Source organism: Undibacterium sp. Di24W (genome assembly GCF_049340325.1).
Lineage (GTDB): Bacteria > Pseudomonadota > Gammaproteobacteria > Burkholderiales > Burkholderiaceae_D > Undibacterium.
The window spans coordinates 287071-302352 of record NZ_JBMPOP010000007.1 but is presented as its reverse complement, the minus strand read 5'-3'; the positions used below and the strand labels follow the sequence as shown (position 1 = coordinate 302352).

General features: G+C 48.3%; 11 protein-coding genes. 1 reads left to right on the top strand and 10 read right to left on the bottom strand.

The window, feature by feature from the left end; genetic code table 11:
• Positions 1 to 3: 3 nt before the first annotated feature.
• From ACO0KZ_RS16460 to ACO0KZ_RS16415, 10 genes are all read right to left on the bottom strand, one after another.
• Positions 4 to 552 carry a peptide deformylase gene (locus ACO0KZ_RS16460; protein ID WP_422997157.1) on the bottom strand — a complete coding sequence of 183 codons (549 nt, stop codon included), beginning with the start codon at positions 550 to 552 and terminating at the stop codon, positions 4 to 6.
• Positions 553 to 663: 111 nt separating this feature from the next.
• A complete protein-coding gene (locus ACO0KZ_RS16455) occupies positions 664 to 1173 on the bottom strand; it encodes a GNAT family N-acetyltransferase (protein ID WP_422997155.1) in 510 nt (169 codons plus the stop codon).
• Positions 1174 to 1804: 631 nt separating this feature from the next.
• On the bottom strand, positions 1805 to 2131 hold the full coding sequence (locus tag ACO0KZ_RS16450; protein ID WP_422997153.1) for a hypothetical protein: 327 nt from the start codon (positions 2129 to 2131) through the stop codon (positions 1805 to 1807).
• A 219-nt stretch (positions 2132 to 2350) separates the two neighbouring features.
• Positions 2351 to 3751 (bottom strand): asparagine--tRNA ligase, encoded by a 1401-nt coding sequence (gene asnS, locus ACO0KZ_RS16445; protein ID WP_422997151.1) that lies wholly within the window; start codon positions 3749 to 3751, stop codon positions 2351 to 2353.
• Positions 3752 to 4205: 454 nt separating this feature from the next.
• Positions 4206 to 4655 carry a dUTP diphosphatase gene (dut, locus tag ACO0KZ_RS16440; RefSeq protein ID WP_186890929.1) on the bottom strand — a complete coding sequence of 150 codons (450 nt, stop codon included), beginning with the start codon at positions 4653 to 4655 and terminating at the stop codon, positions 4206 to 4208.
• Between the two features lie 6 nt (positions 4656 to 4661).
• A complete protein-coding gene (coaBC, locus tag ACO0KZ_RS16435; RefSeq protein WP_422997149.1) occupies positions 4662 to 5867 on the bottom strand; it encodes a bifunctional phosphopantothenoylcysteine decarboxylase/phosphopantothenate--cysteine ligase CoaBC in 1206 nt (401 codons plus the stop codon).
• Between the two features lie 108 nt (positions 5868 to 5975).
• Complete coding sequence (gene lspA / locus ACO0KZ_RS16430) at positions 5976 to 6512, bottom strand: signal peptidase II (RefSeq protein WP_422997147.1); 537 nt, start codon at positions 6510 to 6512, stop codon at positions 5976 to 5978.
• Positions 6513 to 6747: 235 nt separating this feature from the next.
• Positions 6748 to 9627, bottom strand: a complete 2880-nt coding sequence (ileS, locus tag ACO0KZ_RS16425; RefSeq protein ID WP_422997145.1) for an isoleucine--tRNA ligase — start codon at positions 9625 to 9627, stop codon at positions 6748 to 6750.
• A gap of 75 nt (positions 9628 to 9702) precedes the next feature.
• On the bottom strand, positions 9703 to 10671 hold the full coding sequence (locus ACO0KZ_RS16420) for a bifunctional riboflavin kinase/FAD synthetase (RefSeq protein ID WP_422997143.1): 969 nt from the start codon (positions 10669 to 10671) through the stop codon (positions 9703 to 9705).
• 273 nt (positions 10672 to 10944) lie between these two features.
• Entirely contained in the window at positions 10945 to 13170 is a 2226-nt protein-coding gene (locus tag ACO0KZ_RS16415) for a hypothetical protein (RefSeq protein ID WP_422997141.1), read from the bottom strand.
• Between the two features lie 295 nt (positions 13171 to 13465).
• Between ACO0KZ_RS16415 and ACO0KZ_RS16410 the strand changes: the two genes are divergently transcribed.
• On the top strand, positions 13466 to 15118 hold the full coding sequence (locus ACO0KZ_RS16410; protein ID WP_422997139.1) for a hypothetical protein: 1653 nt from the start codon (positions 13466 to 13468) through the stop codon (positions 15116 to 15118).
• The last annotated feature ends 164 nt before the right edge of the window (positions 15119 to 15282 follow it).

Sequence of the window (15282 nt, the reverse complement as noted above, 5' to 3'; positions counted from 1 at the left end):
GTTTCAGATGGTGGCTTGGATGACGTAATCTACTTGGCTATGGAAATAGGAGGGGTCTGCCTCGTAGGCGGAGCGAGTGATTATGCTCTGGGAATCCAACGCAAGATCTGTGGCCAGGACGCCATCAAGGTGATCGAGTTCATGTTGGAACAGCTCAGACTCAGCTTGACTCACTTTTTCCAACACCTTTGATTGCCCCTGTTCATCAATGAAGCTGATGGAGATCGAGAAGTTGCGGCGTACCTTCACCATAAGGTCTGGGAAACACATGCAATCGTCCCAAAGGGTGAAAGTTTCTTGGCTGCGCCAGGTAATGACAGGATTAATCATGGAGTACGTGCCCGCACCGAAGTTGACGGCAATAAAGCGCTTAAGGATGCCAATCTGAGGCGCGGCAATACCTCGACCAAAGCCACGCTCTGTACGAAAGACGTTGAGGGCGACTTTAAGTCGTTCGTTTTCACGGATGAACTCAGGATTGCTTACATCTTGGATGGGTGCACAAACAATTCTAAGCCGCGGATCTTCAAGGGATAAAACTTGATCACTCATGTTGGTTTTCCTGAAATAGATATTTGGTATGGAATGCGCCAAAATGGTCGAAGCCGCTGAAAGAAGCTGAGCTGCTAGCAGCGGCATGTCGACTACAGTCGACTCGATTGCTTAGGCCATAGGTCGTGGAATCTGATATACATTGCGCTCCTCCCCATCTGGAAACGCTTGTCTATTAATCTTCATTCCGCCTAAGCGTGATATCAGCGCGATTGCAGCATCGTTCGAGTCGGCACAATAGGTATTCACTGTGTCCCATCCCAACTCGCCGTAGGCATGCTCAACAGCAGCGCGCGAGGCCTCAATTGCGTACCCTTGCCCTCGGGCTTCGGGGAGGAGCCACCAAGTAAGCTCACGTGGCCAACCACGTCCTTGCCAAAATCCGCAAACGCCGATAATCGTCATATCTGCGCGACGGCGAAGTGCCCAGACCCCGAACCCTTGGAGATGCCATGAGCCAAGGTCGTAGATCAAGCGAGACCAAATCGCACCAGGCAACAAGGGCCCACCATATGCGGCGGATGCATCAGGGTCAGTGTAAAAACGTTGATACGCTGAGTCACAACTAGCATCCGGTGCAATTAGGTCGAGTCGTTCTGTTTGTAAAGTTGAAATGTTCATGGCACCTTAGATTGTGGGCTCGCACTGAGTTATACGGCTATTTTTAGCTTGTGGTTTTGCGAAATACTTTTGCGCAGAAAAACGACAAAACTGCGACTTAAAAACTGTCCAGCGCACGAAGTTTGAGCGACCTGTTAACATTTGGTATTTAGTCAGTGCTTACACTTGTTTGCAGGTCCCACTCAATTTGGCAGTTACTACATACTGCCATCCATTTTGAATTTGTTGAATCTTTTATGGTTTTGGTTTCGCCGTTGCACGACAAACACTTAACGTGAAAGTGTAAAAAAAATAAATAACCCAATCCACCGAAAATGAGTATTCCAAATACTCCAAATAGTAGCCAACCCATAAATTCAAAACCAGACTTATGAAAAAATAGCCCAGCGCCAAAGCTAATTGCACAAGTTGACCAAACAAAGATAAATTTTCGCTGAAGGCTCTTCTGATAGCTTGGATGAATACAGGTTTTCATGAAAAATACCTACAGGCTAAAACTTTCATTTATGGGGAAGCACGGAATAGATTAATGCAAACAAAATCGAAAGGTTTTTTTATGCTTGGTTTAACGCTGGAATTGAGCGGGGGCGTAGCCGTCCGCCTCGAATGAATGGTTAGAGCGCACTGCCACTTACAGCAAGCTCAAGATGACAGCGACTGACGGCGAAATGATTAGGGCCGCGCAGATGCTGGCACGAACCCTTGCTGCGGAAAAGCTATAACCGGACAACCAGAGCGCAGCTAGGACGCACACCACACCGATGCACAACACGAAAATTGAGAGATGCCGAGCAGCTTCGATTTGCGCGTGTGGAACGGATGGAGATGGATCGCCGAGTTGCGACATGACTCCGTAGAACGCGAGCGACCAGCCAGCGACGACGAGAAGAAAGGCAAGATTTGCGGCGGAGGTCTGTTTCATGCGCTCTAACTTTAATTTAATTTGACAAAAATGCATATTAACTTGGCTCGTCAAAAAAGACAATTCGTTTCATGTCTCTTGAAACCCGCATGGCGCTTGCTTGCAAATGCTTATCCTGTATAAACCTTAGGTATAACCAAATCGACAAAAAGTGCACATCACAGAATGTCAAAACACGCGGTTTAATCACCAAAATATCAATAAAAAAGGGCGACTTAAAAGTCGCCCCTCTTCATTCAAACTCAAACCAAAAAATTAGAACCGCACATTCCCCGGTGTACGTGGAAACGGAATCACATCCCGCACATTACCCACGCCAGTGATGTAAGACACAGCACGTTCAAAACCTAAACCAAAACCTGCGTGTGGCACTGTGCCGTAGCGGCGCAGGTCGCGGTACCAGTAGTACGGTTCTTTCGCGAGGCCGACTTCATCCATGCGCGCGTCTAATACATCTAAGCGTTCTTCGCGTTGTGAGCCGCCGATGATTTCGCCTATGCCTGGTGCGAGGATGTCCATCGCAGCGACTGTTTTGCCGTCGTCGTTCATGCGCATGTAGAAAGACTTGATGTCTTTCGGATAGTTTTGCAGAACCACTGGGCCGCCTACGTGTTTTTCGGCGAGGTAGCGTTCGTGTTCGGATTGCAGATCGGTGCCCCATGCGACTGGATATTCAAATTTCTGACCGCAGTTTTGCAAGATGTTGACCGCTTCGGTGTAATCCATGCGCACGAATGGCTTGGCGATCATGTTTTCTAATTTGGCGATCACGCCTTTTTCTACGCGCTCTTCAAAGAAGGCCATGTCGTCGCCGCGTTCGTTCAAGACCGCAGTGAATACATATTTCAACATTGCTTCGGCGAGATCAGCATTTTGTTTAAGATCGGCGAAAGCAACTTCAGGCTCGATCATCCAAAACTCAGCCAAGTGACGGCTGGTGTTAGAGTTTTCTGCGCGGAAGGTTGGGCCGAAAGTGTAGACCTTAGACAAAGCCATGCAATAGGTTTCTACGTTCAACTGACCAGACACGGTGAGGAAGGTTTCCTTGCCGAAGAAGTCTTTGCTGAAATCTGGCTTGCCTTCTGGTGTCTTAGGGAAGTTCATCATATCCAATGTGGATACGCGGAACATTTCGCCTGCGCCTTCGCAGTCAGATGCGGTCAAGATTGGTGTGTTCACCCAGTAAAAATCTTGCTCATGGAAGAAGCGGTGAATCGCTTGTGCAATCGAGTGACGTGTACGAGCCACAGCGCCCATGATGTTAGTACGTGCGCGCAAGTGGGCGTTTTCACGTAAGAATTCCATGCTGTGCGGTTTTGGTTGAATTGGGTAGGTATCTGGGTCTTCGACCAAGCCAAATACTTGCACGCTTTCCGCCTGCATTTCAAAACTTTGACCGCCGCCATGCGATGGCACGACCATGCCGGTTGCTGAGAAAGATGCGCCTGCTGTCAAGTGCAAAACTTCGCTGTCGTAGTTGCCCAAAGTGTTTGGAACAACGATTTGCAAAGTGCCGAAGCAAGAGCCGTCGGTTAGTGCCAGGAAGGATACGCCAGCCTTGGAATCGCGGCGGGTGCGAACCCATCCTTGAACGGTAACACTGGTGTCGCTCGGGGCTTTGCCGTTGAGGACGTCTTTAACGCTGAAAGTTGCCATGTTTTATTTCTCCAATATTTATTCGAGAACTTCTCAAAACCTCATGTGGGGCGATCCGCGTTGTTGTACATCCTCGCAATATCGACATATCGTGACATTGTTGCGGTGTACGCCTAGCGTCTCATCCCCAAATGAGATTTTTGGAAATTCTCGGGTGGCGCATATGATAGCCGTTTGCGCCGTTAAAACCAATTTGTGTTGGTTACTTATTTGCCGTCGCTCTTTTTGAGTTGGGCTTGGGTGTTGCTTTGTTTCTTAATTTTTTGGCGCTTGGATCGCTCCCTCTCCCGCAGGCGGGAGAGGGTTGGGGTGAGGGCGGTTACGAAACTCGGAATCTAAATTTAAGATTGAATTTTGATTCCGTAAGGATTTCGTTCTTTCGTCTTGCTGAACTACCCTCATCCCAACCTTCTCCCGCTTGCGGGAGAAGGGGCTGGTTCTTCCTTCTCGATACTCAATGCTTACCCGTACTACCAAATCCACCTTCACCACGTTCACTGTCGCCGAATTCTTCAACGATGTTAAACCCGACTTGCAACACAGGCACAATAATCAACTGCGCTAAGCGTTCCATCGGGTTTAAAGTGAAAGCATTTTGCCCTCGATTCCAAGTCGAGATCATGAGTTGACCTTGGTAATCTGAATCAATCAAGCCAACTAGGTTGCCGAGCACAATGCCGTTTTTGTGACCCATGCCGCTGCGTGGCAAGATCATGGCGGCGTAAGCTGGATCGCCAATATGGATTGCCAAGCCTGTTGGTATCAAGACGGTTTCGCCCGGTTGTATGGTGATCGCTTCATCTATGCAAGCACGCAAATCAAGCCCCGCGCTGCCCGGTGTACCGTAGGCAGGGAGTTGGTCTTTCATGCGTGGATCTAGGATTTTTAAGTCTATGTTTTTCATATTGTTTTAGCTTGTTTGAATTCTTTTTGCGATTTCGGAGATGAGTTGATTCGCCAACGTCTGCTTATCGGCCTTAGGCAAAGCCTGATGTCCATTTGCATCAAACAGCACCAACTCATTCTCGTCTTTTCCAAAAGTTTGATGGCCGATGTTGCCGACTAAGAGCGGGATGTTTTTCTTGATGCGTTTAGCCGCGCCGTATTCGAGCAGGTTTTCTGATTCTGCTGCAAAGCCGACGCAGTAGGGCGCTTTTGCTAATGCGGCGACGCTGGCTAGGATGTCTGGATTTTGGGCAAATTGCAGTTGTGGCGTGTCGCTCTTATTGGTCTTCTTGATTTTTTGATCGCTAGCATTCGCCACGCGCCAATCGGCTACGGCGGCTACTGCGATGAAAATGTCTTGCGTCTGTACTTGCGCCATCACCGCATCGTGCATTTGCTGCGCGGTTTGGACTTGTTGACGTTGTACGCCATAAGGTGCTTCGAGTGCCGTTGGACCAGAAACTAGTATGACGTTTGCACCAGCTTCCCACGCAGCTCGCGCGATCGCATAACCCATTTTCCCAGACGATAAATTGGTGATGCCGCGCACTGGGTCGATAGGTTCAAAGGTTGGGCCAGCGGTGATTAATACACGTTTGCCAGCCAATGATTTGTTTTGAAATGCCGCTTCGAGTTCCGCCAAAATTTGCGCTGGTTCTAACATACGACCCATGCCGACTTCGCCACAGGCTTGTTCGCCTGCTGCTGGGCCGCAGACTCTAATGCCGTCTTGCTTAACTTGTTCCACATTACGTTGCGTTGCGGGGTTGCTCCACATTTCTACGTTCATCGCGGGTGCAATGAATAAAGGAAGGTGAGCGGGGCGTGCGATGCAGAGTGTGGAGAGTAAATCGTCACATGCACCATGGGCTAATTTGTACATGAAATTGGTGCTGCATGGCGCTATCAAAATCGCATCGGCGTCTCGCGTGAGATCAATGTGCGGCATGTTGTTGGCAATGCGCGCATCCCATTGATCGGTGTAGACGGTATTGCCCGACAAGGCTTGCATCGTCACTGGCGTAATAAATTGTGTGGCGCTTTGGGTCATTACCACTTGTATTGTTGCGCCAAGCTTTCCCAGTGAACGGCACAAATCCGCGACCTTGTAGCAGGCCACGCCGCCAGTCAGGCCTAGGACGATTTTTTTACCAGCGAGTCTTGATGTCATGATGTTCTTTCGCAAGTCTTCTAAAAAGCTTGAACCGCAGAGGCGCAGAGAACGCAGAGTTTTTTAAGGAATTTCTCCGCGTCCTCCGCGCCTCTGCGGCAAATGCTTTTACTTCTTTACTCTTCTTAACTCATCCAAAATAAACAAAGCAGCACCAATACAAATCGCGCTGTCAGCAATGTTAAAAGCAGGGAAGTGGTAAATCTCTTTGTAATGAAAATCGAGAAAGTCGATGACGTGACCATAGGCGATGCGATCTATGACATTGCCGATGGCACCGCCCATAATCAGCGATAGAGACCAGCAAAATAAACGCTGCCCTGCGTTCTTTTTTAACAGGTAGGTAATGACGACCGCGGCGATCACACCGATGGCGGTGAACATATAGCGCTGCCAGCCGCTTTCTGCAGCGAGAAAACTAAACGCAGCGCCTCGGTTGTAAGCCAAGGTTAAATTGAAGAACGAAGTTAACGCCAAATTTTCACCGTAGGTAAATGCTTTTTCTACCGTGATTTTCGTGACTTGATCTAGCAAAATAATGATGGCAGCGATACCTAACCAAGGTATCAAGGAGCTGCCTGAACTCGTGCTGCTACCAGAAGGCTTTGGCTTGTTAGCGTTGGTGTTCGATTTTTTTGTGGCCATGTTCTTGTCAGTTTCATCGTTAGCTCCCTTCTACCTAGAGCGGGAGAAGGGGAGAGGAGTCAAAGCATGCTTTGACAGGGATTCAGATTCGGATAAAGTCAAATGAGGCATCATGTGATTAGTGCATTCATTTTACTGATTGTTGCTTCTTTAGACTCTTCAGTTTCTGAAGCTCCCTCACCCTAACCCCCTCCCGCCTGCGGGAGAGGGGACTCATATTTTGCATTAAGTGAGCTTACGCATATTTACGTGCTTCACCTGCACCAAACAAATTACTATTACAACGGCCGCACAAAGTTGGGTGTTCGGCATTCACACCGACATCCGCACGATAGTGCCAGCAACGTTCGCATTTTTGATATTTCGATGCACTGACAACGACTGTTTCGTCGGCTTCTGTGGCAACTTGTTCCACACTCGCTGCAGAAGTGATCAAGGCGAATTTCAAGTCATCTTCTAAGCTACTCAATACGCCAAACTTATCACCACTGGCTTTGATCAACACTTCCGCTTGCAAGGAGGAACCAATCGCACCTGAGACACGCACTTCTTCTAATTGCTTCGTTACATCCGCACGTACCGCACGTAAACTCGCGTATTTCGCTTCAAGTGCCTCGCTATTTGCAATCGCCGGTAACTCGTAATAAGTTTGGGTAAAGATGGTTTCATCGCTGCCTGCGAAGGCTTCTGCACTCGCAAAACTTTGCCACGCTTCTTCTGCGGTGAATGACAGCGTTGGTGCCATCAAACGCAACAAACTTTGCGTGATATGCCAGATCGCTGTTTGCGCAGAACGGCGTGCAAACGATGTCGTGCCGCTGGTGTACAAGCGGTCTTTCAAAATATCGAGGTAGAAACCACCGAGATCTTCTGAACAGAAGGATTGTAATTTGGCGACGACTGGGTGGAATTCGTATGCCTCGTAATGCGTCAATACCTCTTTCTGCAAAGCGGCTGTATGCGCAATCGCGTATTGATCGATTTCCATCAAATCATTAACAGCCACCGCATCTTTGCTGAAATCAAAATCAGACGTATTCGCCAACAAGAATCGCAAAGTGTTACGCATGCGGCGATACGATTCAGTCACGCGTTTTAAGATTTCGTCAGAGATAGAGATTTCGCCGGAATAATCAGATGATGCTACCCACAAGCGCAAGATGTCGGCACCTAAAGTATCGAAAATCTTTTGCGGTGCTAATGTATTGCCCAAGGACTTGGACATTTTTTTGCCTTCGCCATCGACCACGAAGCCGTGCGTGAGCAAAGCTTTGTAAGGCGCGTGGCCGTCAAGCATGGATGCTGTCAATAATGACGAATGGAACCAGCCGCGATGTTGATCGGAACCTTCTAAATACAAATCAGCAGGGTAGGCTGATTGCGTTTTGTGTGAGCCGCGCAAGACCGTGAAATGCGTGGTGCCAGAATCGAACCACACGTCTAGCGTATCGCGATTCTTTTCATACAATGGCGCTTCCTCACCGAGCATTTCTTCTACAGTAATTTTTTGCCACGCCTCAATGCCTTCGGCTTCAACACGCTTGGCGACTAGCTCTAACAACTCTGGTGTGCGTGGATGAATTTGGCCAGTTTCTTTGTTTAAGAAAAATGCCATCGGCACACCCCATTGACGCTGACGTGACAAAGTCCAGTCAGGACGATTCGCGATCATGCCGTGCAAACGCGCTTTACCCCATCCCGGGAAGAAAGCAGTTTCATCAATCGCTTTTAATGCGGTTTCACGCAAGCTGGCTCCGCCATCGGCTGGTGTGTTGTCCATGCTGGCGAACCATTGGGAAGTAGCGCGATAGATGATCGGCGTTTTATGACGCCAGCAATGCATGTAGCTGTGGTCAAACATTTTCAGTGAGAACAAAGTACCGGCTTCGCGCAATTTGTCGCAGATTGGTTTGGAGGCTTCCCAGATCGTCATGCCCGCGAAGAACGGCAACCAGGATGCGTAGCGACCATCGCCCATCACTGGGTTCAACATGTCGTCATCTTTCATGCCATGCGCTTTGCATGACTGGAAATCTTCGATACCGTATGAAGGTGCAGAGTGAACCACGCCAGTACCGGTTTCAGTGCTGACGTAGTCGCCCAAGTACACAGGTGAAAAGCGATCATAGCCTTCATGCATTGCGGCTAAGGGATGTTTGAATTTGATTTCAGACAGCGCTTCACCGAGGCAAGTGGCGATGATTTCGGCTTGCATGCCCCAATTGGTGAAGGCGGTTTCGATCAAATCTTTCGCCATCAAAATCAGGCAAGGCTCACCCTCACGCTCAGTTTTGATCAACGCGTAAGTGATCTCTGGATGCATGTTCAGTGCTTGATTCGACGGAATAGTCCACGGGGTCGTGGTCCAGATCACGCAATAACCTTTTTCCAGTGGCAGTTTGTTTAAGCCGAAAGCTTTTGCCAATTTGTCGTTCTCTGCAAATGGGAAGCCGACGTCGATAGAAGGATCGCGTTTGTTTTCGTATTCAACTTCGGCCTCCGCCAAAGCAGAGCCGCAATCGAAACACCAGTTGACTGGTTTTAGGCCGCGGTACACATAGCCTTTTTCGAAGAGTTTGCCGAGCGCGCGGATTTCATCAGCTTCGTTGCCGAAAGCCATGGTTTTGTAAGGATTATCCCATTCGCCCAATACACCCAAACGGATGAAGTCGGCTTTTTGGCGCTCGATTTGTACTTCGGCGTAAGCGCGCGCTTTTTCTTGCACTTCAGCGACTGGTAGGTTTTTGCCATGCAGTTTTTCGATTTGGATTTCGATAGGCATACCGTGGCAATCCCAGCCTGGCACGTAAGGCGCATCAAAGCCCGCCATGGTGCGTGCTTTGATGATCATGTCCTTCAATACCTTATTGACGGCGTGACCGATATGGATGTCGCCGTTCGCATACGGAGGACCGTCATGCAAGATAAATTGCGGGCGGCCTTTTGCTGCTTTACGAACGCGTTCATAGGTTTTCTTTTCTTGCCAGCTCTTGACCCATTGCGGTTCACGCTTAGCGAGATCGCCGCGCATAGGGAAGGGTGTTTCCGTCATGTTGACTGGATACTTGCTCGCTGGTTTTGCTGATTCTTTTTTTGCTTGCTTTTCGTTAGACATAGATTTCGTTTCGTATCAATTTAAATTCAAATAATTCGGGAATAGGTAAATGCGGATGAACTTGCCGAGCGTTCTTCAAATTCGGTCAGTTGCTGAGCCGACTCGCTGTTGAAAGTAGCTGCGCGCCTGATCGGCATCGCGATTGATCGCGGCTGTCAGAGTTGGCAGGTCTATATATTTTTCTTCATCGCGGAGTTTCTTTAAAAACTCAACTTGTATCACTTTGCCATAGGCATCGACATGTTGGTCGAGGATATGCGTTTCGAGTAAAACGCGACCACTATCATCGACAGTGGGGCGCACACCCATACTGGCAACGGCGGGTAAAGGATTTTCACTTAAGCCATGTACTTGCACGACAAAGATACCCATGACGGCGGGTTTGTGATGGGCGATGCGTAGATTGAGTGTAGGGAAACCCAGAGTGCGTCCCAACTTTTGACCATGTACCACATGACCTGAAATTTGGTAAGGGCGTCCAAGTAGATGTTGCGCTTCGCAAAAATCACCAGCGGCTAATGCCGTCCTTACTGCGGAGGATGATATGCGGTTGCCGTCACGTTCTACGGTGGTCATGGTTTGTACTTCAAAACCATAGCGCTGACCTGCTTCTGTCAATGTCTTGATATCACCAGCGCGTTTGGACCCAAAGCGAAAATCGTCACCAACTATCACAAACTTGACGTGCATGCCTTCGACTAAGACTTTTTTTATAAAGTCTTCCGGGCTTAGTGCTGCGAAATGGGCATTAAAGTGTTCCACGATGACGCGATCGACACCTGCCAGATCTAATGCCGATAAGTTGTCGCGCAAATTGGCGATGCGAGTCGGTGCTTTGGATATGTCGCCCATCATCTGTGCAAAAAAAGCACGTGGGTGCGGTTCAAAGCTCATGACGGCAGCTTCGATATTCAGACGCGTGGCTGCTGCGCGCAAGTCAGACAGTAAAGCTTGATGTCCAAGATGCACGCCGTCAAAATTGCCGATTGCCAAGGCACAAGGTGCACGTGCAGCGGCATTTGGGAGTCCACGAAAAACCTTCATAGGTCAAAAATTCTTATGTAAGTTGAAAGCCAATTTACCTGTCTTTTGCGCAACACTGGAATTCTAAACGGCATGCCAGTTTGTAAGTTAATGAGTAAGGCAATAAGCAAGACAGTAAACAGGGCAACAAAAACCCTTGATTATAAAGGCTTTTCACTCTGAATTTAGGGGTTTTTGCGTCGCAATAATCCTCATATCTGTTTATACACTAGCGAAGATTTCCATTGCATGAGTCGATTTCTTTAAAATGATTGAAGTTGTCTGAATTTGAGCCTATTTATCGCGATTTTTCCATGAATTAAGGAATTCTTTGAATGCTAAAGGTTTTTGTAGTGGCGCTGGAAAATTTGCCTGATTTCGGGTGTTCACGCCATGACAAGAAGCACAAACCCGGATTTCGCCCGCTTTAAAGCTAATCCAGTTGCGCTCCCTGACCACGGGATTGCCTTGCGCGTCGGTGGTTTGCCAACTTAAAGCTCTGCCCGACGGCACTAAGACTGCGGTTGATCCATCTTTGGCAATTTTGACTGCGCCTGTGATGGTGATCTCGTCGCCCGGTTTTTGGTTTAACTTGTGCAGATTGCCTAACGCTTGTCCCAAATTGCGACGGCCGGGGCGGTCAGGATAAGCGCGCAATTGTTCTGCTTGGACAATTTGAAAATGGCTAATTTGGTACAACTTGCCGTTAGGATTTTGCGCCGACAGGGTTTTGACGCCACCGGGTACTTCTAGGTTAAATGGTTGCTGTAAATCGGCACGGTCGCGACTGGTTTGATCGCGGGTTATGATCAAGGCAAGTTCGTTTTTGAGTAGCCAGTCACGCAAAGTCTGTTCTTCCACCTTGGCCTCCGCTAACACTGCTTTTTCGGGCGCGTCTAATGGCGGTGAGGCCTTAGCTGGTGCATTGCGCGGACGGACTTCAACCGCTTCGAGCTCCCATAAATCGCCCTCAAAATTTCGGACTTTTTTCCCATCCCACCACGACACTTTCTTTTTAATGCCTGGGCTCAGGTAGGTGCCAGGTTTATATAAATTGCTAGTCGGATTTACGCTGAGGAACCGCAAGCGTAAATTATTTAGGCTTGTCTCTGGCTCCGGTGGTAACTGATTTGAGGTGTGGCTGGCAATTAATCCACCATTCGCCAGTGGCAGAGGATTACGATAGCGACCGTCGCTTAGATTGTCGCTTTTGCTGACGGGCGTGACCGCGAGGATCTGCATTTGCTCTGGATTTAAACGCGGATCACCATGTACTTTGACGATACTGTCAGTGGCAAAAGAACCTGATTCCCGCGCATTGATACCGAAGAAAGTGCCAGCTTGCAGTGGATCTTCACGGAGTTGAAACAGTCCGCCTTCACGCCGCAAGGCGAGACGATTCTGGTGCAAGTTAGGGGAGGTCTTATTGCTCAGATTGGCGTCTTGCATAAAGCTAGGCGTCAGAAAACCGTAGCTCAATTCATGTAAGCCGACGTGATTTAAGGTTTCTTCGGCGCTACCATCTTGGTGTATCTGCCAAATCGTAAAGAAATTGCTGCGGAAGGCGCTGACTTCGCCATAAACACCATGACCGCCGACACGTGACTCAGGAAAAAACTCGGTACGGCTATCCAATTTTTTTGCATTCGCCGATTCGTCTGAATAGTTGAATGAGCGAAACGGAAGGGCAACCTGATTGCGTACCGCGTCGCGATCGCGATCTGCTAACTGATCTTGTTGTAAGTGATCCCAACGGGTGAAGATGATACGTCCAAAGCTGTCGATGAGAGGATTAAAAGCGCCGCTCGGAGTATGGCTAAGCAGTTGTAATGTGCCTTGATGTAGTTTCCAGATGCCTGTGGTGCTAGCGGTAGCTTCATATTCGTCTAATTGCGGATATAAATGCGCTTCGCCGTTGCGTGGCCGGTCTGAGGTGAAAATAACGCTGTCATCAATGCCATAAATTGGAGACAAATTGTTATAACGAATATCTTGTCCTGCGATTTTTTGTATGCGGGATTTTTGTCCTTGTTCTAATCCGCTGACCTCATAGATTTGCCAGCGTGAATGGTCTAGGCTTTCACCTTGGCTTGGTGCGCCAATCAGTAAACTAAATAGCGCTTTCTTGCCACTCCAATGTACCGCTGGTTCACGCACAGCGATCGCGTTTTTAGCTTGGAAACCTGCGACACCTAAGCCAGCTTCTTTGGTCAAATTTCTCAAAGTCCCGTCAGGATAATACAACATCAAATCACCACCACGCGGTACTTGATCGGGTCCTGTCATGTGATTGGCAAATGCGGACAGGCGACCATTTTTATCGCTGCTAAGTGGGACTTGAGTGACAAACAATATTGGGTAGGTTTGATTTTCGGGTGGCAAGCGGCTCAAGCTTGTTGGCGCCGAAAATGGCGCTGGGTCTGGTGCAATACTATCTTTAGGTGCGCCAGATTGGTCAGACGCAGGGCGGCAAGCGCTGAGCAGGCAGAGGCAGAATACTGTGGCGAAGATACAGCGCATTAATGGAGGCTCGCTAAAGTGGGACTTTAAATACAACACGATTGACAACTTAGTTGGGTCAAATTTAATTTTGTCCCAGATTATCGCAGACACCAAGAAAAGCGGTTGTTGAATAGTTGCTGATCTCGTGGTCAAAGCCAGGCTGTGTTAGTTTGGGTTAAAGTCCCTTGAGTTTTTCGAAAAATTACGGCACTCTGATATGGCTATTAAAACAAGGTGGGGAAAATAAGAGCAATAACAGCAATAGCCGTCCAACAAGAATGTCATTTGCAGCATTTTAAATCTAGGATCAAAAATGTCAGAATCAATTACTAAAATCAAGTCGGAAGCTAAACGTAAAACCTCGCGCTTGCATCGTTTGACGTTAAGTGCTGTGGCGCTTTTGGTCGCAGGTACTGTGGTGGTGGCTTGCGGTGGTAGCTCAAGTAATAGTGTTCCGCCTTCTAATAATACTGGGACTGGCACTAATCCCGGTACAGGTAGTGGTAATGGCGCAGTCGTGGGGCCGCCATGGATGAGTTTCGGTGGGAATGCGCAACACGAGGCCTTAGCTGGCGTCGCGACACAGACGTTTTCTCGCATCGCTTGGCAGACTCCGGTCGATATGGCACCGCAATATAGCGCCCAAGGCTATTTGCTGGTGCATTATGGCTCTCCGGTGATTACTGCAAAAAATACCGTAATTTTGCCAGTGAAAACGGGCGCTAATCCTACTTATCGTGTTGAGGCAAGGTCGGGTGATAATGGCACTGTCATCTGGTCAGAAAATACCGATTATGTGATGCCCCCGTATCGTTGGACACCAACATACAACGCTACTTTGACCGCGAATAATCGTGTGCTTGCGCCTGGCGCTGGCGGCAAAATTATGTATCGCGATGATGCTGATGCAGCGACAGGTAGTTTTAAGTCTTTCGTGTTTTACGGTGATAGTGTGTATACCGCAAATAAAGCTGCATTAGACAAGGCTATTATTATCAATACGCCTATTACCAGCGACGCGCAAAATAATATCTATTTTGGTTTTATCGCTACGCCCGGCAACGCTGCTGGTTTAAGTAGCGGCATCGCACGCATTGCTGCGGACGGCAAAGGTAGTTGGGTGAGTGTTGCAACTGTAGCTGGCACTTCGGCAGTCGCAAAAGCGGCGACCAATAGCGCGATTGCGGTTTCCAAAGACCAAAAGACCATTTATGTTGTCGCCAACGATAACATCGCAACTGGTGTGAGACAGACTGGTTATATGCTGGCACTTGATAGCACCAGCCTTGCATTGAAATCAAAAGTCCAGTTAATTGATCCGAATGAAAATGGTCCGGCTAATATTTCCGATGACAGCACGGCGTCGCCTTTGGTTGCGCCCGATGGCGATGTCTATATCGGTGTCTTAGAAAAAACATATGGCTCGCACAATGCGCGGGGCTGGTTATTGCACTTCAATGCAGATCTGTCGCAAACTAAAATCCCAGGTTCTTTCGGGTGGGATATTACGCCATCACTGGTGCCAGCGAATTTAGTTGCGAGTTATAAAGGGAGTTCGCCTTATTTATTGATGGTGAAATATAACAATTATGAAAGAGCAGGTTCTGGGAATGGTTTAAACGAAATCGCGATTATCGATCCCTTCGCAGAGCAAGTTGATCGAATGTCGACCGTGAAAACCATGAAAGAAGTTTTGACTCTTTTAGGACCTACGCCAGATCCAGCAGTACCGGGTGGTTTTATTGAGTGGTGCGTGAACACCGCTGCTGTCGATCCTTTCACCAAATCAGTGATCGTCAACAGTGAAGACGGTATTTTGTATCGCTGGGACTTGACCACGAATAAATTGAGCGAAAAAATACGTTTAACGAGTGGTCTTGGTGAGTCCTATACGCCGACAGCGATAGGTGCGGATGGTAAGGTGTATGCGATTAATAACGCGGTTCTTTTCGCCATTGGAAAATAGGATACGTGCTTTAGGTAGTGAATTTTACGAGTCATATAGAAAAAGTTTGCCGGGTAGATTAGTTTCTATCCGGCAAATTTTTTTGATTTGATGTATTCTTAGGCTCACCACTATCGTGAATGACTATTGTGTCAGGATAGTCAGGAGTCACGCTCGAAGGAAAA